The 24146-nt window shown below is 70.8% G+C and carries 20 protein-coding genes and 1 riboswitch; of the genes, 15 read left to right on the forward strand and 5 right to left on the reverse strand.

Translation table 11 applies throughout. From position 1 onward, the window contains the following. The first annotated feature begins 10 nt into the window (after positions 1-10). From CCR97_RS20890 to CCR97_RS20910, 5 genes are all read left to right on the forward strand, one after another. Positions 11-3190 (forward strand): efflux RND transporter permease subunit, encoded by a 3180-nt coding sequence (locus CCR97_RS20890; protein ID WP_111355337.1) that lies wholly within the window; start codon positions 11-13, stop codon positions 3188-3190. A gap of 284 nt (positions 3191-3474) precedes the next feature. After that, positions 3475-5775, forward strand: coding sequence for a xanthine dehydrogenase family protein molybdopterin-binding subunit (locus CCR97_RS20895; RefSeq protein WP_201159806.1), 2301 nt, complete (start codon positions 3475-3477; stop codon positions 5773-5775). A 241-nt stretch (positions 5776-6016) separates the two neighbouring features. Beyond that, positions 6017-6469: a c-type cytochrome gene (locus CCR97_RS20900; RefSeq protein WP_170145662.1), complete on the forward strand. Its 453-nt coding sequence runs from the start codon at positions 6017-6019 to the stop codon at positions 6467-6469. A gap of 3 nt (positions 6470-6472) precedes the next feature. Next, entirely contained in the window at positions 6473-7393 is a 921-nt protein-coding gene (locus CCR97_RS20905) for a c-type cytochrome (protein ID WP_111355339.1), read from the forward strand. 226 nt (positions 7394-7619) lie between these two features. Then, positions 7620-8546, forward strand: coding sequence for a DMT family transporter (locus CCR97_RS20910; protein WP_111355340.1), 927 nt, complete (start codon positions 7620-7622; stop codon positions 8544-8546). Between the two features lie 12 nt (positions 8547-8558). Here the strand turns inward: CCR97_RS20910 and CCR97_RS20915 are convergent, their stop codons facing one another. Next, complete coding sequence (locus tag CCR97_RS20915) at positions 8559-8795, reverse strand: Lrp/AsnC ligand binding domain-containing protein (RefSeq protein WP_111355341.1); 237 nt, start codon at positions 8793-8795, stop codon at positions 8559-8561. A gap of 151 nt (positions 8796-8946) precedes the next feature. Further along, positions 8947-9078, forward strand: a riboswitch (TPP riboswitch). On the opposite strand from CCR97_RS20915, the gene thiM reads away from it, so the two are divergent. From thiM to CCR97_RS20945, 6 genes are all read left to right on the forward strand, one after another. Next, entirely contained in the window at positions 9069-9902 is an 834-nt protein-coding gene (gene thiM, locus CCR97_RS20920; RefSeq protein WP_111355344.1) for a hydroxyethylthiazole kinase, read from the forward strand. Its footprint overlaps the riboswitch before it by 10 nt. Beyond that, positions 9903-10562 (forward strand): thiamine phosphate synthase, encoded by a 660-nt coding sequence (gene thiE, locus CCR97_RS20925; protein WP_111355342.1) that lies wholly within the window; start codon positions 9903-9905, stop codon positions 10560-10562. Positions 10563-10585: 23 nt separating this feature from the next. Next, positions 10586-11383, forward strand: coding sequence for a bifunctional hydroxymethylpyrimidine kinase/phosphomethylpyrimidine kinase (thiD, locus tag CCR97_RS20930; RefSeq protein WP_111355345.1), 798 nt, complete (start codon positions 10586-10588; stop codon positions 11381-11383). A gap of 308 nt (positions 11384-11691) precedes the next feature. Beyond that, complete coding sequence (locus tag CCR97_RS20935) at positions 11692-12768, forward strand: TRAP transporter substrate-binding protein (protein WP_111359873.1); 1077 nt, start codon at positions 11692-11694, stop codon at positions 12766-12768. 349 nt (positions 12769-13117) lie between these two features. Next, positions 13118-13984 (forward strand): fumarylacetoacetate hydrolase family protein, encoded by an 867-nt coding sequence (locus tag CCR97_RS20940; RefSeq protein WP_111359874.1) that lies wholly within the window; start codon positions 13118-13120, stop codon positions 13982-13984. 308 nt (positions 13985-14292) lie between these two features. Continuing rightward, positions 14293-15561, forward strand: a complete 1269-nt coding sequence (locus CCR97_RS20945) for a hypothetical protein (protein WP_207199535.1) — start codon at positions 14293-14295, stop codon at positions 15559-15561. 302 nt (positions 15562-15863) lie between these two features. Here CCR97_RS20945 and CCR97_RS20950 read toward each other — a convergent pair whose 3' ends face one another. Together CCR97_RS20950 and CCR97_RS20955 are read right to left on the reverse strand one after the other, a co-directional pair. After that, complete coding sequence (locus CCR97_RS20950; RefSeq protein ID WP_111360689.1) at positions 15864-16643, reverse strand: SDR family oxidoreductase; 780 nt, start codon at positions 16641-16643, stop codon at positions 15864-15866. 121 nt (positions 16644-16764) lie between these two features. Further along, complete coding sequence (locus CCR97_RS20955; protein ID WP_201159807.1) at positions 16765-17007, reverse strand: hypothetical protein; 243 nt, start codon at positions 17005-17007, stop codon at positions 16765-16767. Here CCR97_RS20955 and CCR97_RS20960 point away from each other — a divergent pair. After that, positions 16991-17212 carry a hypothetical protein gene (locus CCR97_RS20960; RefSeq protein ID WP_201159808.1) on the forward strand — a complete coding sequence of 74 codons (222 nt, stop codon included), beginning with the start codon at positions 16991-16993 and terminating at the stop codon, positions 17210-17212. The genes CCR97_RS20955 and CCR97_RS20960 overlap by 17 nt on opposite strands. 155 nt (positions 17213-17367) lie before the next feature. Here the strand turns inward: CCR97_RS20960 and CCR97_RS20965 are convergent, their stop codons facing one another. After that, a complete protein-coding gene (locus CCR97_RS20965) occupies positions 17368-18498 on the reverse strand; it encodes a ceramide glucosyltransferase (protein WP_111359659.1) in 1131 nt (376 codons plus the stop codon). A gap of 174 nt (positions 18499-18672) precedes the next feature. Here CCR97_RS20965 and CCR97_RS20970 point away from each other — a divergent pair, with 174 nt between their 5' ends. The 3 genes from CCR97_RS20970 to CCR97_RS20980 all read left to right on the forward strand — a co-directional run bounded on the left by CCR97_RS20970 (position 18673) and on the right by CCR97_RS20980 (position 21253). After that, positions 18673-19455, forward strand: coding sequence for a UDP-2,3-diacylglucosamine diphosphatase (locus tag CCR97_RS20970; RefSeq protein WP_207199536.1), 783 nt, complete (start codon positions 18673-18675; stop codon positions 19453-19455). A 52-nt stretch (positions 19456-19507) separates the two neighbouring features. Then, a complete protein-coding gene (locus CCR97_RS20975; RefSeq protein ID WP_111359661.1) occupies positions 19508-20194 on the forward strand; it encodes a class I SAM-dependent methyltransferase in 687 nt (228 codons plus the stop codon). A gap of 63 nt (positions 20195-20257) precedes the next feature. Further along, a complete protein-coding gene (locus tag CCR97_RS20980; protein ID WP_111359662.1) occupies positions 20258-21253 on the forward strand; it encodes a threonine ammonia-lyase in 996 nt (331 codons plus the stop codon). 153 nt (positions 21254-21406) lie between these two features. Here CCR97_RS20980 and CCR97_RS20985 read toward each other — a convergent pair. Further along, positions 21407-24146 (reverse strand): hypothetical protein (locus CCR97_RS20985; RefSeq protein WP_420826089.1); only part of this gene is annotated, 2740 nt, incomplete at its 5' end.

Here is a 24146-nt window from a genome sequence, read left to right on the forward strand (position 1 = left end):
GCGGCGCGCGATGAAGCTCTCCCACTTCTTCATCGAGCGGCCGATCTTCGCGTCGGTCGTCTCGATCGTCATCGTGATCCTGGGCGCGGTCGCCTATCTGCGGCTGCCGGTCGCGCAGTATCCGGAGATCGCCCCGCCCGTCATCAACGTGACGGGCCAGTATCCGGGCGCCAGCGCCGAGACGGTCGCCGAGACCGTGGTCGCGCCGATCGAGCAGCAGATCAACGGCGTCGAGGGGATGATGTACATCTCCTCCAACTCCACCGCGGACGGGCGCTTCTCGATCGCCGTGACGTTCAACCTCGGCGTCAATCTCGACATCGCCCAGGTGCAGGTGCAGAACCGCGTCGCGGTGGCGCAGCCGCGCCTGCCCATCCAGGTCCAGCAGATCGGCGTGACGGTCAACAAGGCCTCGCCCGACATCCTGATGGTGGTGAACCTCTACTCGCCGGACAGCTCGCGCGACACGCTGTTCATCTCCAACTTCGCCAACATCCAGGTCAAGGACGTGCTGTCGCGCGTCGACGGCGTCGGCTCCATCACGGTGTTCGGCAGTCGCGACTACGCGATGCAGATCTGGCTCGATCCCGACCGGCTGCAGTCGCTCAACCTCACCGCCCAGGACGTGACGGCGGCCCTGCAGGGGCAGAACATCCAGGTCGCCTCCGGCGTGCTCAACCAGCCGCCGGTGCCCGAGCAGCTCGCCTTCCAGGTCGCGGTGCGCACGCTCGGGCGCCTGTCCGACCCGGCGGAGTTCGCCAATGTCGTCGTCAAGCAGACCGAGACGGCGGTGGTCCGCATCAAGGACATCGGCCGCGTCGAGCTGACCGCGCAGGACTACTCCTCGACCTCCTATCTCGACCGCCAGCCCTCGGTGGCGCTCGGCGTGTTCCAGCGTCCGGGCTCGAACGCACTGACGACGGGCCAGGGTGTCGTCGCGACCATGGAGCGCCTCGCCCCGGGGTTCCCGCAGGGCGTCAAGCACGCGATCATCTACAATCCGACCACGTTCATCGCCGAGTCTGTGCGCGCCGTCGTCGAGACGATCTTCGAGGCGGCCATCCTCGTCGTGCTCGTGGTCATCCTGTTCCTCCAGACCTGGCGAGCCGCCGTCATCCCGATCCTGGCGATTCCGATCTCGCTCGTCGGCACGTTCTTCGTGATGAGCCTGTTCGGGTTCTCGCTCAACAACCTGTCGCTGTTCGGCCTGGTGCTCGCCATCGGCATCGTGGTCGACGACGCGATCGTCGTGGTGGAGAACGTCGAGCGCAACATCTCGGCCGGGATGAGCCCGCGTGACGCCGCCCACAAGACGATGGACGAAGTCGGCGGGGCGCTCGTCGCCATCTCGCTCGTGCTGTCCGCCGTGTTCGTGCCGACCGCCTTCATCACCGGCATCTCGGGGCAGTTCTACCAGCAGTTCGCGCTCACCATCGCGGGCTCGACGCTGATCTCGCTGCTCGTCTCGCTGACGCTGTCGCCGGCCCTGTGCGCGCTGCTCCTCAAGGCGCACGATCCGCACCACCGCGAGCGCTGGTTCGAGAAGCCCGTGCACGGCTTCTTCCGCCTGTTCAACCGCGGCTTCGACGCGGTGGCGAGCGGCTATGCCTGGATCGCCGGCCGGGTCGTGCGCCTCGTGGTGCTGATGCTGCTCGCCTATGTCGGCGTGCTCGCCTTCGGCCTCAACGAGTTCCGTCAAACGCCGCAGGGCTTCATTCCGCAGCAGGACCGTGGCTACCTGATCGTCGCCGCGCAACTGCCGCCGGGCGCCTCGCTGCAGCGGACCGACGCGGTGATGAAGCGCGCCGCCGACATGGCGCTGGAGACGCCCGGCGTCGGTCACGCCATCAACATCGTCGGCTTCTCGGGCGCGACCTTCACCAACGCCCCCAATGCCGGCGCCATGTTCCTGATCCTCGAGCCGTTCGAGAAGCGGGTCGGCGATCCGGCCAAGACGGCCGCCGGCATCCAGACGGCGCTGTTCCGCAAGCTCGCCGCGATCCAGGACGCCTTCATGGTCGTGGTGCTGCCGCCGCCCGTTCAGGGCATCGGGAATGCCGGCGGCTACCGCATGATGGTGCAGGACCGCAACGGGCTGGGGTCGCAGGCGTTGCTCGGCTCCGTCTACGCCATGATGGGCCGCGCCGCCCAGACACCCGGCCTCAAGCAGGTCTACTCGCTGTTCGAGACCTCGACGCCGCAGCTCTATCTCGACATCGACCGCACCAAGGCGCAGCTCCTCGGCATCAACATGGCCGACGTGTTCAGCACCCTGCAGGTCTATATCGGGTCGTCCTACGTCAACGACTTCAACCTGTTCGGCCGCACCTTCCGGGTGCAGGCGCAGGCCGATGCCGAGCATCGCCTGGAGGCCAAGGACGTGCTGGCCCTGCGGGTGAAGAACTCGCGCGGTGAGACCGTGCCGATCGGCTCGTTCACCACAGTGCGCGACATCTCCGGTCCCTACCGGGTGCCGCGCTACAACCTCTATCCGGCGGCCGAGCTCGACGGCGATTCCGCACCCGGCTACTCGCAAGGGCAGGCGATCGCCATCATGGAGAAGCTCGCCGCCGAGACGCTGCCGCCCGGCATCGGCTACGAGTGGACGGGCCTCGCCTATCAGCAGCTCAGGGCCGGCGACACCGCGCTGTTCGCCTTCGGGCTCGGCGTCGTGTTCGTGTTCCTGGTGCTGGCCGCCCAGTACGAGAGCCTGACGCTGCCGCTCGCCGTGATCATGATCGTGCCGATGTGCCTGGTCGCCGCGATCACGGGCGTGATCCTGCGCGGGATGGACAACAACATCCTCACCCAGGTCGGCTTCGTCGTGCTGATAGGACTGGCGGCCAAGAACGCGATCCTGATCGTCGAGTTCGCGCGCCAGCTCGAGGACGAGGGGCGCGACCGCCGGGCCGCCGCCGTCGAGGCGGCGCGGCTGCGACTGCGGCCGATCCTGATGACGTCGCTCGCCTTCATCCTCGGCGTGGTGCCGCTGGTATGGGCGACCGGCGCCGGCTCCGAGCTGCGCCAGGCGCTCGGCACCGCGGTGTTCTCGGGCATGATCGGCGTCACCATGTTCGGCCTGGTCTTCACGCCGGCCTTCTACGTGGTGGGAAGCTGGCTGTCCGGCCTGACCGGCGGCCGCCGCGAAGCCGCGCCGGATGGCACGGCGACGGGTCAGCCGGCGGAGTGATCCGCCGGCGGCGGAGAATCGGCGCGGGTGATCACGCTCTCCCGCCGGGAGAGGCAAGGCGCGCTCTTGCACGTCGGGTGACGGGTTAGGGCGCCAGTTGGCGAGCACACAAACCCTCACCCGGATCCCGCGCTGCCGCGCGCGATCCGACCGCTTCCCCGCCCAAGTACTCCGGGAAAGCGTGTCCGCATCGCACGGAACCTGGGGGGCGGCATTGATCCACCCCCCGACACGCCCCGTATGGTTTACAATCTGGCGTCGCGGACGCAGACGGGGATTCCATCATGAAGTTCGGACTGTCGCAGGCCGTCACCCGGAGCGAGGACCAGGCCTTCCTGCGCGGTGCCGGCCGTTACGTCGCCGACCTCGTGCCCGGTGACGCGCTGCGCGCCGTCGTGCTGCGCGCCCCGCATGCTCACGCTCGCATTCGGGCGATCGAAGCGGCCGCAGCCAGGGCGATGCGGGGCGTGCGGCTGATCCTGACGGCGGCCGACATCGCGGATCTCGGCCCGCTGCCGTGTCTCGGAATTCCGCGCGGCGTCACGGTCGCGTCGTCGCCGTGCCCGGTGCTGGTCGGCGACGTCGTCCGCTACGTCGGCGACGCCGTCGCTTTCGTGGTCGCCGACACGCTCGATCGTGCCCGCGACGCCGCCGAGGCGATCGTCGTCGATTACGCGCCGCTGCCCCATGTCGTCGATCCCGCCGCGGCCGTGGCGGCGGACGCGCCGCCCGTCTGGTCGGGCCGCGCCGGCAATGTCGCCTACACCCAGACGCTCGGCGATGCCGCGGCGACCGAGAAGGCCTTCGCGAAGGCGGCGCACGTGGTCGAGCTGAAGGTCGTCAACCAGCGGCTCGTCGCCAACTACATGGACACCCGCGCCGTCACGGCGTCGATCGACCGCGCCGACGGCCGCATCACGCTGACGCTCGGCAGCCAGGGCTCGCACACGGTGCGCGACATCCTGGCCGGCCAGGTTCTGCGCATCCCGCCCGAGCGGCTGCGCGTGATCACGCCGGATGTCGGCGGCGGCTTCGGGACGAAGCTGTTTCCGTATCGCGAATACGCGCTCGCCGCCGTGGCGGCGGAGCGGCTCGGCCGCACGGTGAGCTGGGTCGCCGACCGCGCGGATCACTTCGTCGGCGACAGCCACGGCCGCGCCAACGTGACGACGGCGCGCCTCGCGCTCGATGGCGAGCACCGGTTCCTGGCGCTCGACGTCGACATGATCTGCGACATGGGCGCGTATCTCTCCTGCTTCGCGCCCTACATCCCGTTCGCCGGCGCCGGCCTGCTGCCGGGCGTCTATGCGCTGCCGGCGTGTCACGTGCGCATCCGTGGCGTCCACACCAACACGGTGCCGGTCGACGCCTATCGGGGGGCGGGGCGGCCGGAGGCGGCCTTCGTGATCGAGCGGCTGGTCGACACCGCGGCGCGCGACCTCGGCATCGCGCCGGACGACCTGCGGCGAAAGAACTTCATCGCCCCGGGCGCGATGCCCTACACGACCGCGACCGGCAAGGTCTACGACTCCGGCGACTTCGCCGCCCACATGGCGCGCGCCCAGGAGATCGCCGACTGGAAGGGCTTCGCGCATCGCTCCAAGACGGCGCGCCGGCACGGCAAGCTGCGCGGCATCGCGCTCGCCACCTATGTGGAGGCCTGCGGCACGGTCGGTCCGGAAACCGCGACGCTGCGGCTCGACCGCGATGGCGTCGTCACGGTGCTGATCGGCTCGCAGTCGACCGGCCAGGGCCACGCCACCGCCTATGCCCAGATCGTCGCCGAGCATCTCGGCCTGCCGCCGTCGCGGGTACGGGTCGTCCAGGGCGACACCGACGTGATCGCGACCGGCGCCGGCACGGGCGGCTCGAGCTCGATTCCGTGCGGCGGCGTCGCCGTCGACGGGGCGGCCCAGAAGCTCGCCGAGGTCGTCAAGGCGATCGCGGCCGATGCGCTCGAGGCCGCGCCGGCCGACATCGAGCTCGCCGACGGCGTGGTGCGCATCGCCGGCACCGACTGCACGATCAGCTTCGCCGGCGTCGCGACGGCGCCGGCCGCGACGCCCGCGCGTCTCACCGTCGCCGACACGTTCCGGCCGGCCGCGGCGACCTTTCCGAACGGCACCCACGTCGCCGAGGTCGAGATCGATCCGGAGACCGGCGCGATCGAGATCGTCCGCTACGTGATCGTCGACGATGTCGGCATGACCCTCAATCCGCTGCTGCTGGAGGGCCAGATCCACGGCGGCGTAGCGCAGGGCATCGGCCAGGCGCTGCTGGAGAACACCGTCTACGATGCGGATTCGGGCCAGCTCGTCACCGCGACGTTGCAGGACTACGCCCTGCCGCGTGCCGGCGACCTGCCGGCCTTCACGTTCGAGACCCGCAATGTGCGCTGCACCGCCAATCCGCTCGGCGTGAAGGGGGCGGGCGAGGCCGGCACCATCGGGGCGGCCCCGGCCGTGATCAACGCCGTGGTCGATGCCCTGTGGCGCGCCCATCGCATCCGCGACATCGACATGCCGGCGAGCCCGCAGGCGATCTGGGCGACGCTGCGCGAGCACGCGCGCATGCACACGCTGTGATGGGTCGGGCGGACGCGGCTTGCGGCCGAGACGCCACGATCCCCGCCCTGCGTCATCAAGACACCGTCGCGAAGTCGTGATCCGGAGGTGCAACGACCCGTCGTGTCACGGTACGTATTTGTCTGTAGACCTCCGGTCGGGCCGCGTCCGCAGCGACGGCGCATCGCCCGGGCCGGCTCCCCGCCGGCGCTCATGGACTTCGATCTCACAACGACTTCGATCTCACCACGCAGGAGACCTCATGACGATCCGTACGATGCTCGCCGCCGCCATGCTCGTCTCGGGTTTGACCGCCGCCGGTATGACCGTCGTCGCCGCGCAGGACGTGATCGCGCAGCGCAAGGCCATCATGAAGGCCAACGGCGACCAGGCGCGGACCGGCGCCCTGATGGCGCGCGGCGAGATGCCGTTCGATCTCGCCAAGGCGCAGGCGATCTTCGCGACCTATGCGGAGAGCGCGACCAAGAGCAAGGATCTCTATCCGGAGTCGGCCAAGACCGGGGGCGACACCGCAGCCGATCCGAAGATCTGGCAGAGCATGAGCGACTTCCAGGCGAAGCTCGCCAAGTTCGGACAGGATGCCGCCGCCGCCAAGGACAAGGTGAAGGACGAGGCGAGCTTCAAGGCGACCTTCTCGGAGGTGCAGAAGAACTGCGGCGGCTGCCACGAGAGCTACCGCATCAAGAAGAGCTGACCGGTGCGCCGCCTGCGCATCCTCTTGATCGCCGCGGCGCTGGTCCTGGGGACCGGCGTCGCGGTGTTCTTCGTCCTCACCGAGCCGACCCGCGTCGCCGCGGCCTCGCTCGGGCCGCACACGCCGAATCTCGACAACGGCCGGACGATGTTCTTCGCCGGCGGCTGCGCCTCGTGCCATGCGTCGTCGAAGGACGATCCGACGCGGCTCGGCGGCGGCGCGCCGCTGCACTCGCCCTTCGGCACCTTCTACGCGCCCAACATCTCGCCCGATCCGGACGACGGCATCGGCCGCTGGAGCGAGGTGGCCTTCGTCTCCGCCATGCAGGACGGCACCTCGCCCGACGAGCGCCACTACTATCCGGCGTTCCCCTACACGTCGTACCAGCGCATGGAGACGGGCGATCTTCGCGACCTGTTCGCCTTCATCCGGACGCTGCCGGCCGTGCAGGGCCGGGCACCCGCGCACGAGCTGCCGTTCCCGTTCTCTGTCCGGCGCGCCGTGGGCTTGTGGAAGATGCTCTATCTCGACGGCCGGCCGTTCCGGCCCGATCCATCGAAGTCGGCGGCGTGGAATCGTGGCGCCTATCTGGTGAACGGCCCCGGCCACTGCGCCGAGTGCCACTCGCCCCGCAATGCGCTCGGCGGCATCGTCGAGGCGCAGCGCTTCGCCGGTGGCCCGAACCCGGAAGGGCAGGGGTGGGTGCCGAACATCACCGGCAAGGGGCTGGCGTCGTGGTCCGCCAAGGACGTCGCCTACATGCTGGAGACCGGCGACCTGCCGGACGGCGACTCGGTCGGCGGCACGATGGCGGCGGTGGTGCGCAACACCGCGAAGCTCTCGGCCGCGGACCGCGCCGCCATGGCCGAGTACCTGAAGTCGCTGCCGCCCGTCGACGGCCCGGTGCGGCCGGAGCGGAAGTAGCGCCACTCGAGGTGATGGTCATCCCGGGGCGGCGCGGAGCGCCGAACCCGGAATCCAGCCAAGAATGTCGAGTCGCTGCTGGATTCTGGGTTCGCGCCTTCGGCGCGCCCCGGAATGACGAGCGTCGGCCCCGCACGGCCGCGTCCCGCCAAGAGTGGTTTTCGGAACCCGAGGACCGTGCGACAAGGGGCGCCCGCGCCGCGTCGCGATCCTGCCCCCGCCCGTCATGAGCCTGCACGCCGCCATCCTGGTCAAGATCGTCTCGGTCCTGCTGTTCGCGGTGATGTCGGCGCTGGTCCGCTATCTCGGCGAGGCCGGGATTCCGCTCGGCCAGGTGGTGTTCTTCCGCAGCCTGTTCGCCCTGGTGCTGATCGTCGCCCTCTACGCGGCCCGGCACGAGCTGTCCGCGGCGGTGCGCACCAGCCGGCTGCTCGGCCATGTCGGCCGCGGCAGCATCGGCGTGGCCGGCATGTTCCTCAACTTCGCCGCGCTGGCGCGCCTGCCGCTGGTCGACGCGACCGCGATCACGTTCGCGGCGCCGCTGATCACGGTGGCGCTCGCCGCGATCGTGCTCTCCGAGCGGGTGCGGGCCTATCGGTGGACCGCGGTCGGGGTCGGCTTCGTCGGCGTGGTGGTGATGCTGTGGCCCTATCTCGGGCTCGGCCGGCTCGTCACGGCGGCCTCGACGGCGGCCACGGTCGGAGCGATGTGCGCGCTCGCCTCGGCCTTCTCGAACGCCTTCGCGGTGATCCAGACGCGCCGCCTGACCGACAGCGAGACGACCTCGTCGATCGTCTTCTACTTCTCGCTGATCTGCACGATCGCGGGCGGGGCCGTGCTGCCCTTCGTCTGGATCACGCCGACGCTGCCGCAGCTCGTCGCGCTGATCGGTGTCGGGCTTCTGGGCGGCGCCTCGCATCTCCTGCTCACCGAGAGCTACCGCTACGCGCCCGCCTCGGTGATGGCGCCGTTCGACTATCTGGCGCTGCTCTTCGCCTTCGTGATCGGCTGGGTCGTGTTCGGCGAGATCCCGACCGGCTGGGCCTATGCGGGTGCCGGCATCGTGGTGCTGTCCGGCCTGTTCGTGATCTGGCGCGAGCGCCGGCTCGCCGCGCAGCGCCGCAAGGCGGCGAAGCCCGACGACGCCGCGTGAGCGCGTCCCGGCTCAGAACGCCTTGAACGTGATGATCGTCTTGGTGTCGACGATGCCCGAGATCGTCTGCACCTTCTCGTTGACGAAGTGGCCGATGTCGGTGCCCGGCTCGACGTAGAACTTCACCAGGAGGTCGTAGTCGCCGGCCGTGGAGTAGATCTCCGAGGCGATCTCGGCATCGGCGAGCTGGTTGGCCACCTGGTACGACCTGCCGAGGTTGCACTTGATCTGCACGAAGAACGGAATCATCGGCTTTCCCTCGGGCCCCGCGGCACTGCGCCGCCATTCGCGCCGCGCCGTCGCGCGGTCGCCGCAATCGAGCAAAACCGGACCGGTTTGACAAGCGAGACGGGCGCCGCGGCAGCCTTGCGCGGGGCCGGGGGAGGGACTAGTTTCGCCTTTGATCTCAGCGGGGTGTCCGGCCGAATCCGCGTCCGGGCTGAGAGGCGGAGCCGGCTCCTTTCGGCCGGTGTGCCAACCCGTCGAACCTGATCCGGGTCATGCCGGCGGAGGGACCTCGAGATGACGCGAGCGGGCGACGACGCCCCGATCCACGGCCGCGCCGATGCAGGCGAGGCCATCTCTCGCGAGGCCATCTCTCGCGACACCGTCGCGCGCGCCGCCGACGCGCTCGACGCGCTGCGGGCGAAGCGGCCGCGGGTCCACTGCATCACCAACACGGTCGCTCAGACCTACACGGCGAACCTGCTGCTCGCCGCCGGCGCCGTCCCGTCGATGACCATCGCGCCGGACGAGATCGCCGCCTTCGTGGCCGGCGCCGACGCGCTCGTCGTCAACATCGGCACGCTCGACGAGCCCCGCCGCACCGCCATCGGGATCGCCATCGATGCCGCCACCGAAGCCGGCATTCCCTGGGTGCTCGACCCGGTGTTCGTCGACCGCTCGCCGGGTCGTGCCACCTTCGGCAAGGCCCTTCTGGCGATGCGTCCGACCGTGCTGCGGCTGAACCCGGCCGAGTTCGCCGTGCTGTCCGGCCTGCCGGCGGAGGCCGACCATCTCCCGGGCTTCGCGCGCGAGAATCAGGCGGTCGTGGCGCTCACCGGGGAGACCGACCTGGTCGCCGATGCGGCCCGGCGCGCCGCGCTCGCCAACGGCCACCGCTGGATGGCGCGCATCACCGCCATGGGTTGCGCCGGCGCCGCGCTGGTCGCGGCCTTCGCGGCCGTCGACGAGGATCCCTGGCACGCGACGATCGCGGCGCTCGTCGCGCTCGGCGTCGCGGCGGAGCGGGCCGCCGTGGTGTCGAGCGGCCCCGGCACGCTCGCCGTGCGGCTCCTCGACACGCTGTTCGATCTCGACCGCAAGGACCTGCTGGAGCAGGCGAAGGTGAGCTGAATGACCGTCGACGTGCGTCTCAACGCCATCCTGGATCCGGAGCGCGCCGGCGGGCGCCCGCTCGTCGATCTCGCCCGCGCCTTGGTGGCCGGAGGCGCGACGCTCGTGCAGCTGCGCGACAAGCACGGCAGCACGCGGCGCATGATCGAGGAGGCGCGGGCGCTGGTCGACGTGCTGGCGCCGTTCGGCGTGCCGCTGGTGATCAACGATCGGGTCGACGTGGCGCTCGCGGCCGGCGCCGCCGGCGTCCATGTCGGCCCCGACGACATGGCGGTGGAGGATGCGCGCGCGATCCTGGGGCCGGGCGCGATCGTCGGCCATTCGATCAAGACGCTCGACGCGGCCGAGCGCGTGCCGCTCGATCTGCTCGACTACGCCGGCGTCGGCGGCGTCTACGCGACGCTGTCGAAGGACAATCCGGCGCCGCCGATGGGGCCGGAGGGGCTCGGAAAAATCCGCGCCGTGCTGCGCCGGCGGGCGCCGACCATGCCGGTGGTCGGCATCGCCGGCATCGAGATCGGCAACGCCGCACCCGTGGTCGCGGCCGGCGCCGACGGCGTCGCCGTCATCTCGGCGCTGTCGCTCTCGCCCGATCCAGAGGTTGCGGCCCGCACGCTGCGGACGATCGTCGACGGGGTTCTTGCGGAGCGCGCGGCGTGACCGTCGCCGGCACACCTATCGCCGTGACCCCCATCGCCGTGACCGTGGCGGGCTCTGATTCGAGCGGCGGCGCCGGCATCCAGGCGGATCTGAAGACCTTCTCGGCGCTCGGCGTCTACGGCGCCTCGGTGATCGCCGCGCTGACCGCGCAGAACACCCGCGGCGTCACGGCGATCCACGACGTGCCGCCGGAGTTCATCGCGGCCCAGATCGACGCGGTATTTTCCGATCTCGCCGTCACGGCCGTGAAGATCGGCATGCTGTCGGTGCCGGCCGCGATCGTCGCGGTGGCGGCCGGGCTCGACCAGCATCGGGCCCACAACATCGTCCTCGACCCGGTGATGATTTCGACCAGCGGGGCGCGCCTCCTGGCGCCCGAGGCCGTCGACACGCTGATCCGCCTGCTGCTGCCGCGCGCCGATCTGATCACGCCGAATCTGCCCGAGGCGGCGGCGCTGCTCGAGACCTCGGTCGCGACGACCGAGGCCGAGATGCGCGGGCAGGGCGAGGCGCTGCTCGCACGCGGCGCCCGCGCCGTGCTGATCAAGGGCGGCCACGCCGAGGGTGCGGAGAGCGCCGACCTGCTGGTGACGCGCGACGGCGTGACGCGCTTCGCGTCGCCCCGCGTCGCCACGCGAAACACGCACGGCACCGGCTGCACGCTCTCCTCGGCCGTGGCGGCCGGCCTCGCCAAGGGACGCGATCTCGCCGCCGCGGTCGGCGAGGCGAAGGACTACGTCGCCGCCGCGATCGCGGCCGCCGACCGCCTAACCATCGGCACCGGCTTCGGCCCGGTGCATCATTTTCACCGGTGGTGGTGAGGTGCACGCCGCCAAGCACGGTCTGCACGCGCCTTGCCTGGGTCTCCGCTCGTCCCCGCGAAGTGGCATTGAGGCTAGGTTCACACTGGAGGCACGGCCTCTCGGTGGTCGTCGTCCGCGCAGGCGGACGACCCAGTATCCGCGAGCGTTCGTTGTTTCACTCGAAATGGTGCGGCGTACTGGGTGCTCCGCCTTCGCGGAGCACGACGACGGAGAGGTTTCGGACTTTGACTTAGCGCCTTCGCGGGGACGAGCGGAAAAGGCCGACTTCGCGCCCATCGCCTGCCCAGTGAGTTCAGGAGTCTGACATGAAAAACTTCACCCGACGCCATCTCGCCGGCGGGGCGCTCGGTGCCGCGGCGGCCGTCGCCGCACCGTCGGTCGCGCGGGCGCAGGCGAAGCGCTGGCGCATGGTGACGTCGTGGCCGAAGCGGCTGCCCGGTCCCGGCATGTCGGCCGAGCGCATCGCCGAGCGTATTTCCGCGATGTCCGGCGGCCGCCTGCAGATCACCGTGCATGCCGCCGGTGAGGTGGTGCCGGCCTTCGAGGTGCTGGACGCGGTCGGTGGCGGCGTCGTCGAGATGGGCCACACGGCGGCGTTCTATTGGCAGGGCAAGCAGCCGGCCGCGGCGTTCTACACCACGGTGCCGTTCGGCCTGACGCCGGCCGAGCACGTCGCCTGGGTCGAGGCCGGCGGCGGCCAGGCGCTGTGGGACGAACTCTACGCGCCGTTCGGGGTGAAGCCGTTCATGGGCGGCAACACCGGCGTCTGCATGGGCGGCTGGTTCCGCACCACGCTGAAGGGGCTCGCCGATCTCAGAGGCATCAAGATCCGCTCGCTCGGGCTCGGCGGCGAGGTCTACCGTCGGCTCGGCGCGACGCCGCAGACGACGGCGCCGGGCGAGATCCTCACGAGCTTGCAGTCCGGCGTGCTCGACGGGGCCGAGTTCGTCGGGCCCGGCACCGACATCGCGCTCGGCCTATACCGGGTGGCGCCGCACTACTATGGTCCCGGCTTCAACAAGCCGAACGGCACCGGCGAGTGCCTCGTCTCGCTCGCCGCCTGGACCGGCCTCGAGCCCGACCTCAGGGCGATCGTCGCGCATGCCTGCGCCGCCGAGGCGACATTCGCGCTCTCCGAGATGGAGCGCCTCAACGCCGAGGCGCTCGCCGCGCTGATCGAGCGCCACAAGGTGAAGCTGGAGACGTTCCCGGACGAGATCGTCGCCGCGGCGCGCGGCCAGGCCGTGGACATCCTCGCCGAGGTCGCGGCCCGCAACCCGCTCGCCAAAAAAGTCCACGACTCCTACACGGCGTTCCGCGACCGCGTCGCCGGTTGGTCCCGCGTCTCGATCCGCGCCGTGCTGGAGGCCCGGGGGGCCTGACGCTCCGGCGCCGCGCGCGTCGTCACCTGGCTCTCACCTCGTTCCGAGGAGCGCCATCCGGTTCGGCGGCGGCCGATCCGGATGGTGCGTCTCGAAGGACGCTGCCGCCGCCGCGGCGGGGCCGGGTCCGATGGGGCCACATGGTTCGAGACGCGATCCTGCGGATCGCTCCTCACCATGAGGAGAGGGGTTTGTGCGTTGCGGCATGATCCGCTCCGCCACAACCTTGTCGGCGTTTCCGCGCCTTCCCCGGTCGAAATACTTGTCATACCATCCTGCCCGATCGGCCGTGCCTCGGCCGAATGAAGCCGGCCCTCCCGGCCCGGCAAAAAGGCCCAGCCCGGACATCATGCGTATCGCCGCCGTTCACGCCGCCGAGGGCAAGATCTTCGGCACCGTCGCGCACGACGAGTTTCGCCCGATCCTGATCGACGGCGCCCCCGCCGTCGACCTGCGCGACGTGATCACGCTCCTCGATCGCGCGCCCGATGCGCTCCGGCTCGGGCCATCCACCGTGCTGTCGAGCCTGACGCTCGCCGCGCCGGTCGGGCCGCTGACCAAGAACGTGATCTGCGTCGGCAAGAACTATCACGAGCATGCCAAGGAGTTCGCGCAGAGCGGCGTCGACCAGTCCGGCGACAAGCAGGAGAGCCCGGAGTTCCCGGTGGTCTTCACCAAGGCGACCTCGTCGCTCGCCGATCCGCTGCAGCCGGTGCCGGCCTCCGCCGATCCGACCGGTACGGTCGACTACGAGGGCGAGCTCGGCGTGGTGATCGGCCGCCGCTGCAGCAAGGTGACGGCCGCCGAGGCGCTCGACTACGTGTTCGGCTACACGGTGGTCAACGACGTGACGGCCCGCGCCCTGCAGCAGCGCCACAAGCAGTGGTTCCTCGGCAAGAGCCTGGACGGGTTCTGCCCGGTCGGCCCGTGGCTGGTGACGGCCGACGAGATGGGGCCGCTCGACGGCCAGATGCTCACGACCGTGGTCAACGGCGAGCAGCGGCAATCCGCCCCGCTGCGCGACATGATCTTCGACACCGCTACCATCATCGCGACCGTTTCGGCCTACGTAACCCTCGAGCCGGGCGACCTGATCGCCACCGGCACGCCGGCCGGTGTGGGAATCGGGTTCCGGCCGCCGCGTTATCTCGCGCCGGGCGACGTCGTCACGGTGTCGATCGAGGGCATCGGATCTCTCACCAATCCGATCGCCTGATCTCGCCCGATCGTCATCGCCCGGACCGGCGAGGGCGCGGGTCTGCTGCACTGCGGCAGCGGTGCTGCGACGCCGCGCCGCGGCGTGCCTTTTCGGCCTGCACGGCGCGGCTTTCCGGCCGCTCTGCGGCTTTTGCAGAGGCCCCATGTCCGGCGTCTTTTGCATGACTGATCGGAGGATTGAGCAACGAGATCGCCCGACTTTTCCGGCGCGCGCGGAATCAAACTCTGTAGAGTACCGGCCCGAGGAGCGAAACGACGGCTGCGCCGCGAGGCGTGGCCGCAGCGGCCGACAGGCGCCGAGCAACGGTGCCGATCGACAAGATGCAGCGCGAGAGGAGCAGCCAGATGGCGACTGAGCCGTGGAAGGCCAAGGACTGGTTCGTGAGCCCGTGGAACTACGCCGACGAGGCCGTCAAGGACCTGAACTTCGCCAAGCAGATCAAGGTTCACGACGTCACGCTGCGCGACGGCGAGCAGCAGACCGGCGTGATCTTCTCCAAGGACGAGAAGATCAGGATCGCCGAGGCGCTGGCGGAAGCGGGCGTGCACCGCATCGAGGCCGGCATGCCGGTCGTCTCCGCGTCCGACAACGAGGCGATCAAGGAGATCGTGAGGCGTAATCTCGGCCCCGACATCTTCGCCTTCGCGCGCTGCATGGTCGACGACGTGAAGCGGGCTATCGACACCGGCGTCAAGGGCGTCGTGATGGAGATCCCCTCCAGCATGCACCTGGTCGAGAACGCCTATCGCTGGAAGATGGAAAAGGCGATCGAGACCTCGATCGAGTCGACCCGCTACGCCCACGACAACGGGCTCGAGGTGGTGTTCTTCCCGATCGACTTCTCGCGCGCCGAGCTGAAATGGGCGATCGACCTGATCGAGCGCGTCGGCAAGGAAGGCCACATGGACGCGGTGGCGCTGGTCGACACTTTCGGGGTGCTGTCGCCGCACGCCGCTCGCTACTTCGCCCGCGAGGTGAAGAAGCGCCTGAACGTGCGGCTCGAGGCGCATTTCCACCAGGACTTCGGCATGGGCGTCGCCAACACCATCATGGCGCTCGCCGAGGGCGTCGAGGTGATGCACACGACCGTGCTGGGCATCGGCGAGCGCTCCGGCAACACGCCGATGGAAGAGGTCGTGATGGCGCTCAAGACCATGTACGGCCAGGACATCGGCATCGACACGACCAAGCTCACGCCGCTCGCCAACCTGGTGCAGCGGCTGGCCGGCGTGCAGGTGCCGACCAACAAGGCGATCGTCGGCTCCGGCCTCTATCAGATCGAGTCCGGCATCATCACGAGCTGGTTCAAGAACTGCGGCGAGCAGATGGCGACCGAGCTGTTCCCGATCCGTTGGGACGCGGTCGGCCAACCGCCCGCCGACATCGTGATGGGCAAGGGCTCGGGCATCGACTCGGTCAACATCTGGCTGCAGGATCTCGGCATGCAGGTGTCGGACGACGACGCCATGACGGTGCTGCAGGCCGTGAAGGCCTATTCGCTGAAGAACAAGAAGCTCCTCTCCAAGGGCGAGTTCCGCGATCTCGCGAAGCGCGTCCTCGGCAAGGCGGCCTGAGAGCCGCCGTCTGCCCAAAGTCCGGCGGGCACGCCGCCGGACGGCTGTGCCAGACCATAAAACACCGTCCAGAAAGAGCGGGCGCCTGCGGGCGCCCGTTTTTCGTTTGCGCAGGACGACTCCTTTGGTCCTCATGGTGAGGAGCGGCCGCAGGCCGCGTCTCGAACCATGAGGCCACACGCACCCGGGGTCAGCGGATGAGCGCGGGCTTGTTCGCCGACGTTGATGGGGCCGCGTCCTTCGAGACGCCCGCTGCGCGGGCTCCTCAGGACGAGGTGGAGCGGGGGGCTGTGCGCGTCGAATCAGAACGCGCCGGGAAACGCGCCGCCGTCGATCAGCAGGCTCTGCCCGGTGATGTAGCCGGCATGCGTCGAGCACAGGAACGCGCAGACCGCGCCGAATTCCTCCGGCGTGCCGAGCCGGCGGGCCGGCACGGTGGCGAGGCGCTCGGCCGCGACCGCGTCGGGCGCGACGCCGCGCCGCTCGGCCGTCGCCGCGATCATCGCCTTCAGCCGGTCGGTCTCGAAGATGCCGGGCAGCAGCGCGTTGATGGTCACGCCGTCGGCCGCGACCGTGCGGGCGACGCCGGCCATGAAGGCAGTGAGCCCGGCCCGCGCCCCGGAGGAGAGATCGAGCCCCGGCAGCGGCATCTTCACCGAGCCCGACGTGATGTTGACGATGCGGCCGAAGCGGCGCGCCCGCATGCCGTCGATCACGGTCTGGGTCAGCTCGATCGCCGCCACCATGTTGGCGACGAGACCTTTCAGGATCGCCTCGCGGTCGAGTTCGCGAAAGTCGCGGAAGGGCGGGCCGGCATTGTTGTTGACGAGAATGTCGGGCGCCGGGCAGGCCTCGAGCAGCGCCGCCTGGCCCTCGGCCGTCGCGACGTCGCCGACGACGGGGATCACGGCGGCGCACGTCGATTCGGCGATCTCGATCGCCACCGTGGTGAGGTGATCGCGGTCGCGGCCGTTGATCACCACGGTGCAGCCCGCCTCGGCGAGCTTCTGGGCACAGGCGCGCCCGAGCCCGCGGCTGGAGGCGCAGACGATGGCGTTGCGGCCGGCGAGTCCGAGATCCATGGCGGTCGTCCTGCGGCGGAGGTCCTGACGATCGGGCGGCGGAGCGCCGCGATGCCGGGACCAGATACCAGGAGACGACCGGCCGCAAGAGGCGGCTTGCGATAGCCCGCGGCGCCGCGGGTCAGCGCGCGGGCGTGTTGGCGCCGTTGCGCGGCATGCCGTTCATGATGTCGGGCGTGCCCATGCCGTTGAGCGAGGGCGTCGAGCTGCCGGCCCCGCTCGCCGCCGAGCTGTTCGGCAGGGTCGGGCCGACCGAGGCGCCGGTGGTGCCGCGGCCAGTCGGCGTCGTCGCGGTGCCCTGGCTGTTGGCGCCCTGGCCGGGATGCGCCGGGCCGGGGGCGATCGGGGTGCCCCCTGTCGACACCGAGCCGGTCGAGGGCACGCCGGCGCTCGGCGTGCCGCTCGGCGCGATGCCCGAGCTGCCCGAGCCGGTGCCGGTCGCGGCGGGTGGCGCCGCGACCGGTGGCGCCGCGACCGGCACCACCACCACCGCCCTGGGCCATGGCGAGGGTCACGCCGCCGGCCAGCGCCAGTGCGGCGAGCACCGCGAGCGCGGCGGTGCGCGGTGAAGCTGTGTGCGGTGAAGAACTCCGGTTCGAATCGCGTCGTGTGAGAAGGGTCCGCATGGGTCGCTCCCGCCCTTTGAAAACCTGTCCTGAGGGGCCAAGTCGGCCCGTCCGGACGGGTTCCGTGCGATCCGGAACGACGGTAGCGGAGCGCGCGATCAGACGGCGCGGCTGTCGGCCTCGACCCTGATCTCGTTGCCGCGCCACTCGAAGGACTGGCCCAGGAGGCCGTCGAGCCACAGCGCCGGCAGCATCAGGTCGCGCAGCAGGCCGTGCAGCGGATACCAGCGGCCGACATGCCAGCCGGCGGCGCGGGCCAGCGCCATCTCGGCGCCGTACCAGCCGAGCCAGAACAGCACCAGCAGCGGCAGCACCGGGCCGTCGAGCGCGGCGACCGCGATCGCGAAGGCGAGACCCGGGAACACGCCACCGGTGAGGATCTCGGGCAGGAACCAGCCCGGGAAGCAGGCGCGCCGCAGCCGCGCCCAGCGCGATTGCCGGCGCCACACCTCGGCGGCGCGGCGGCGACCGAGCGGCTGCTCGAACGGCGCGTCGGCGAGGCGGACCTTCAGGCCGAGCCCGCGCACCACCTTGGTCGAGGCGGCATCCTCGGCCACCTCGGCGCCGAGCGCCTTGATGCCGCCGCCGGCCTCCAGCACGTCGCGGCGCCAGAACAGCGTCTTGCCCTGGGCGAAGCCGAGCCCGATCGTGTCGGCGACATACTGGGCGCGCGCCTGATAGGTGTTGAGGAAGGCACACTCGACCTCGGCCCAGAAGCCGTCCGGCCGGCTGCCGATCGGCGGCGCGCAGACGAGGCCGGTGTCGGCCCGCCAGGTCGCCAGCAGCCGCTGCAGATAGTCGGCCGGCAGCAGCACGTTGGAATCGGCGAGCACGATCCAGTCGTGGCGCGCCGCGTGCCAGCCCTTCACGCAGTTGTTCAGCTTGGGATTGCTGCTGACCGGATCGTTGCCGATCAGCAGCCGCGCCGGCACCCGCGGATGCCGCGCCATCAGCGTCTCGACCAGCGGGATCACCGGATCGGACGGCGAGGCGACGCAGAACAGGATCTCGTAGTCGGGATAATCGAGTCGGAACGTCGAGGCGAGCGTCTCCTCGATGAAGTTCTCGATGCCGCACACCGGCCGCACGACCGTGACGGGCGGCGTTCCGGGCATCGGCGCCAGCGGCCGCGAGGGCGCGCGGCAACGCCACGACGCGATGGCGACGCTCGCGACATGCACGAGCACGGTCAGGCCGCAGAAGGCGACAGCGAGTCCGAGGAGTGTCATGTCCGGCGACTACAACGCCTGCATGACGAAGCGATGACGACGCCACCGGCAGGATGCCGTTCACAGGCGCAGTGCGGTGCGTCATCGAACCGCAACAGGACTCTGTCAGAACCCCGAAATGTTCACGATCATTGATGCGATCATTGAAGGGGGCGCGGCGTGACGGAGAACGGATTGCGGCGCTTCCGCACATTGTTCATCTCGGACGTCCATCTCGGAACCCGCGGCTGCCAGGCCGACAAGCTGCTCGACTTTCTCCGCTGGCACGAGGCCGACACGGTCTATCTGGTCGGCGACATCGTCGACGGCTGGCACCTGAAGTCGAGCTGGTACTGGCCGCAGACCCACAACGACGTCGTCCAGAAGCTCCTGCGCAAGGGCCGCAAGGGCGCCCGCATGATCTACGTGCCGGGCAATCACGACGAGTTCCTGCGCGGCTATTACGGCACGCATTTCGGCGGCATCGAGGTGGTCGAGCACGCCATCCACGAGACGCCGGACGGCCGTCGTTATCTGGTCATCCACGGCGACCTGTTCGACTTCGTGATCTCGCAGGCGCGCTGGCTGGCGCTGCTCGGCGACAAGGCCTACGATCTCGCGATCACGCTCAACCGTCTCGTCAACGGGATGATGCGGCGGCTCGGCTTCGGCTACTGGTCGTTCTCGAAATGGGCCAAGCTGAAGGTGAAGAACGCCGTCAACTACATCGGCGACTTCGAGAAGACGCTCGCCGCGGAGGCCCAGCACCACGGCGTCGACGGCGTGATCTGCGGTCACATCCATCACGCGATCATGCATCAGAGCTTCGGCACCCATTACATCAATTGCGGTGACTGGGTGGAGAGCTGCACGGCGGTGGCCGAGCATTTCGACGGTCGTTTCGAGATCATTACCTGGACGAAGCGGCTGGAGAGCGTCGAGCCCGAGCCGGCGACGATCGCGGCCCAGGCTGCGTGATCGCGTCGCCGCAGCTGTCGTCCTGATCATGTCTGCCTTTCCGGAGTTGCCGATGTCGCAGTCGCGTCCCGACACCATCGCGGATCCCGAACGTCACGTCATGGAGAAGGCCTATGCCCGCTGGGCGCCGCTCTACGACATGGTGTGCGGGCCGATCTTCGAGAGCGGCCGGCGCGCCGCCGCCGAAGCCGCCCGCCGGGTCGGCGGCCGCATTCTCGAGGTCGGGGTGGGGACGGGGCTCTCGTTCTCCGACTACGATCATTCGACCCGCGTGGTCGGCATCGACATGTCGGCCCCGATGGTCGCCAAGGCGGAGGCGCGGCTCGCCACCGGGCAGTTTCCGCATGTCGAGTCCGTGATGGTGATGGACGCGACCGACCTCGCCTTCGAGGCCGGGACGTTCGACTGCGTGGTCGCGCAGTTCGTGATCACGCTGGTCGAGGATCCCGAGCGCGTGCTCGACGAATGCGCCCGCGTGGTGCGGCCCGGCGGCGAGATCATCCTGGTCAACCATCTCTATTCGGAGAAGGGGCTGACCGCCGTGCTGGAGCGCCTGCTCGCGCGCCCGGCGCGCAAGATGGGCTTGCGGCCGGAGTTTCCCTTCGCGCGCCTCGCCGCCTGGGCGGAGCGGCACGGCGCCGTCGCGCTGATCGAGCGGCGGCCGATCAAGCCGCTCGGCGTCTACACGCTGGTGCGATTCCGGCGTCTGCCGGACGTGGCCGCCCGCGCCGCGGCATAGCGTTTCCGGTGTCCGCCGGCGCGTCTTGCGTGCCGGCGGCCGCGCGCGCTAGGGTCCGGCGCCATGACAACAGACCCCGCCTCGTCCTTCGCTTCCCCCACCATCGCCGACATCGAAGCCGCCGCCGCGCGGATCGAGGGCGTCGCGGTGCGCACGCCGCTCGTCGCCAGCCCGGTGCTCGATCGCCTCACCGGCGCTCGCGTCTTCCTCAAGCCGGAGACGCTGCAGCGCACCGGCTCGTTCAAGTTCCGCGGCGCCTACAACACCTGCGCGTCGATCCCGCCGGAGCGGCGCGCCGCCGGCGTCGTCGCCTTCTCGTCCGGCAACCATGCGCAGGGCGTCGCCGCCGCGGCGCAGCTGCTCGGCATGCCGGCCACCATCGTGATGCCGGCCGACTCGCCGAAGAGCAAGCAGGTGCGCACCGCCGGCTACGGCGCCGAGGTGGTGCTGTACGATCGTGACAAGGAGGACCGCGAGGCCATCGCGCGAAAGATCGCCGGCGAGCGCGGAGCCTTCGTGGTGCCGCCTTACGATCATCCGCTGGTGATCGCCGGGCAGGGCACGGTCGGCCGCGAGATCATGATCGACCTCGAGGCGCAGGGGCTCGCGCCCGACATCGTGCTGGTCAACGCCTCGGGCGGCGGGCTCACCGCCGGCACGGCGATCGCCGTCAAGGCGAAGGCGCCGCAGGCGCAGATCTACACGGCGGAGCCGGAAGGCTTCGACGACTACGCGCGCTCGCTCGACAGCGGCAAGCGCGAGCGCAACGAACGGACGAGCGGCTCGATCTGCGACGCGCTCCTGATGTCGACGCCGGGCAGCGTGACGTTCCCGCTCAATCTCGGGATGGGAGTGCGGGGCGTGACGGCGAGCGACGCCGAGGCCGGCCGCGCCGTGGCGCTCGCCTTCCACGAGCTGAAGCTCGTCGTCGAGCCGGGCGGCGCCGTCGGGCTCGCCGCGCTGCTGAACGGCCGCGTCGATGCGCGCGGCAAGGTCGTCGTCGTCGTCCTGTCGGGCGGCAATGTCGACGCGGAGATGTTCTGCAAGCTGATCGGCTGAGCACGGTCTCGAGCGAGTTCCTCGGTCGTCATTCCGGGGCGGCGCATCGCGCCGAACCCGGAATTCAGCCGAAGAAGAGCTTGTCCCTGGATTCCGGGTTCGCAGCTTCGCTGCGCCCCGGAATGACGGAGCTGATGAGCTCGATGCTACGGCTCAGCTGAACAGCGCGATCTTCTCTTCCTCGGTCAGCGTCTTCAGCGGCGCCAGCGGATCGATCGGCACGGTGTGCATCGGCGGCGGCGGCTCTGTTGCCGCGGCCATCTCCGCGGCCTCGGCCTCGTCGGCCGCCTGCGCCTCCTGGATGCGAGCGAGCAGGTTGAGGGCCGGATGCATGAGGGCGGCCCGCGCGCCGGCGCCCGCGCCGGCCGGCACGTCGCCGATCGAGAACCGGTAGGCGCTCACCGGATCGGGCCCGTTGCGGGTGGGGAGCGGCTCCGGGGCCAGGGCTGCCGCGGGGCGCAGGAGCCCGCCCGCCGCGGCCGCCGCCCCGGCGTCGTCGCCGACCAGCCAGGACGGCACGTGGAACGGCGTGATGCCGGTCGTGATGGTGCCGCGCGGCGGCTCCGAGACCGGCTCGGGTACCGGGGCGCTCTCGTTCTCGGGCCGGCTCGGGGGCGCGCTCTCGGGTGCCGCCGCGGCGGCCGTCTCCCGAGTCAGTTCGGCGCCGCTGGCCTCCTCGACGAGGCGCACCTCGTCGACCGCCACCACGGCCGTCGCGGCGACGGCGACGGCCGCGGCGGGCTCGTCCTGCGGCCATGCGGCAGCCGCATCGGCGGGCTCGGTCGCGACGGCCGGCGTCACGGCGAAATCGAAGTCGACCGTCGGGATCGCCGGGTCCTCGGCCATCGCCGTGTCGGCCGCGGGCGCCGCGGCCGGGATCGGCGCCGCGAGCGCCTCCCGCTCTGCGGGCCGCGCGTCCGGCTCCGGCGAAAAGGCGCCGGGCGCGGCCGTGATCACGTCGTCCGCGGCGGTCTCGACCATCACATCGTCGGCGAGCGGCTCGATGATCACGAGCGTCGCGGCCGATGCGACCTCGACGACCTCCGCGTGCGCAACCTCTTCGACGAGGCCGGTGTCGTCGCGGGTGGTCTCCACGATCGTCGAGGTTGCGATCGTAACCTCGGCGACCGCGATCTCGGCGCCGACCTCGGCCGCTGCGGTCGCGGCTAGCCGGTCGAAGTCCGCCGCCCCGGTCGCGGGACCTCCGGCACGCTCCTCCGACATGTGCGTGTCCGGGATGATCTCCACGGAGACGATCTCGGCCGGCGGCGTCACCGCGACGTCCGTCCACGCCGCCGGCGGCGGCGCCGCAGGCACGGCGGGCGCGACCGGCAGCCGTCCGACCATGTCGACCAGCCGGCGCAGCCAGTCGTTCTGCTCGCGCAGCAGGCCGGCCATCGCCTCGGTCTGCTCGGCGGCGCGATCCGGCTCGTGGGACAGCGCCGCGACCGTGGTACCGACGCTCTCGACGGCGCCGGCGAGCGACACCAGCTCGGCGCGGATTTCCGACACGACGGGCGACTTGCGCAGCGGGCCGAGCGTCGCCTCGACCAGGCTCTCCATGCGGTCGACCGCGGCGAAGACCTCCTTGCGCACCCGGGTCGCCGCGTCCTGGGCGTCGGGCTCGCGCATCACCACGGCCTCGATGCGGGTGAGCGCGGCGACCAGGTCCTCGAGAATCCCGGTGAGAGCCGGCGGGGCGCGCTCCTCGGAGAGCGCCTTCTCGATGCGTCCGAGCGCCGTGACGAGATCGTCGGTCCAGCCGGCCGGCGGCAGTGCGGCGTGCAGGGCGTCGACCGTCGTCTCGATGCGCTGCAGCGGCGCGAGGGCGTCGGGCCCGATCGCCGCCTCGGGCGCCTTCTGGCCCGCCACCGTCGACTGCAGCTCGGCGACGGCCGCCTCGATGCGGGCGAGTGGGGCGAGATCCTCCAGGGCCACGGCCGGCAGGGACGGTGCCGGGCGCGGCTCGGCGAGCGCCGCCTGCATGGTGGTCTGAAAGGCCGCGAGCGTCGCCTCGATCCGGTCGAGCGACGCGGCGTCGACCGGCGGCGCGGAGGGCTCCTCGGCGCGCGGCGCGGTGAGGAAGGCCTGCAGGTCGTCGAGCGCCGATTCGATGCGTGCCAGCGGGGCGAGATCGGCGGCCCGCACCTCGGGCTCCGGGACCTTCTGCGCGGCGAGCGCCGCGTGCAGCTCGGCGACCGCCGCCTCGATGCGGCCGAGCGGGGCGAGGTCCTCGGCCCGCACCTCGGGCTCGGGGAGCTTCTGCGCGGCGAGCGCGGCCTGCAGCGCGGCGACCGCCGCCTCGATGCGGGCTAGCGGGGCGAGGTCCTCGGCCCTCACCTCGGGCTCCGGCATCTTCTGTGCGGCCAACGCGGCCTGCAGCTCGGCGACCGCCGTCTCGATGCGCGCCAGCGGAGCCAGATCCTCGGCCCGCACCTCGGGCTCGGGGATCGTCTGGGCGGCGAGCGCCGCCTGCAATGCCGCGACCGCGGCGTGGAGGCCCGTGACCGCGGTTTCGATGCGCATCAGCGGGGCGAGGTCTTCGGCCCGCACTTCGGGTTCGGGGAGCTTCTGCGCGGCGAGCGCGGCCTGCAACTCGGCGACCGCCGCCTCGATGCGGGCGAGCGGAGCGAGATCCTCGGCCCGGACCTCCGGCTCCGGGATGGTCAGACCGACGAAGGCGGCATGCAGCTCGCCCAGCGCCGTCTCGATGCGGGTCAGCGGCACCAGATCGGCGGCCCGAATCTCCGGCTCGGGGAATTTTCGCTCGGCGATCGCCGCCTCGATGCGGGCGAGGGCGGCCGCCACGGCCTCCGGGTCGACGGTCGGGGCCGGCTCGGGCCGCGCCACGACCGCCGCGGCGACGCGGTCGATGGCGCCCAGCACCTCGGCG

It is taken from the genome of Rhodoplanes elegans, assembly GCF_016653355.1.
Classification (GTDB): domain Bacteria; phylum Pseudomonadota; class Alphaproteobacteria; order Rhizobiales; family Xanthobacteraceae; genus Rhodoplanes; species Rhodoplanes elegans.